Annotated in this window: 1 protein-coding gene; it reads right to left on the bottom strand. The window is 47.1% G+C overall.

What is annotated here, in order from left to right; all coding sequences use genetic code 11:
- Nucleotides 1-596, bottom strand: a 596-nt coding sequence (locus R0J87_RS18385; RefSeq protein ID WP_498887971.1) for a hypothetical protein, incomplete at both ends; no start/stop codon positions are given.

The raw sequence follows: 596 nt of genomic DNA, 5'->3' as shown, positions 1-596 counted from the left end.
TATACGATTGGCGACCAGTTCATTTTTAATGTCATTGAGCAGGGTATTCGATTCCGCCGTGTTCTGTGCAACCTGCTCAGTTTTCTCAACGACTTTCTTCACTTCCTTGATGCTGTCGTTACCAGAGCCTAAGTTGTCAAAGTTAGCGTTGAGATCGGCATTCAAATCACTCAGCTTGTTAGACAGGTTTTTCATCTGCTGATACTGGTCATCGAAATAGTCAGATAAATCCCCCTGAATGTTGCTCAACAGCTTGATTTCCTGTTCGGAAAAATTCGCCATGGCCTCCAAGGTGTTATCAGATTTTTTTACCGTGTTGTTGAAGTCATTCATCAGAGCAAGCTGGTCTTCAAGGGTGGCATTGCTGTCTATGGACGTATCCAGCAGTTTGTTCATATCCACATTCAGCTTACCGACATTGGTGTCGATGTTGCGTAAATGTCCCTCAATGGAATCGGTAGGATCTTCACCGTCACCGGGTTCTTCACCGCTGCCATCACCGGGTTCTTCACCGTCGCCGGGTTTGTCACCATCACCGGGTTTATCGCCACCGCCTGAGTTATTACAGCCGGAATCGGTACAGAAGCCGTCAGCGT

Source organism: Halomonas sp. SIMBA_159, assembly GCF_046536035.1.
Classification (GTDB): Bacteria; Pseudomonadota; Gammaproteobacteria; order Pseudomonadales; family Halomonadaceae; genus Vreelandella; species Vreelandella venusta_A.
Note: the sequence above shows the minus strand (reverse complement) of the source record. Positions and strands in the feature narration are given on the sequence as shown.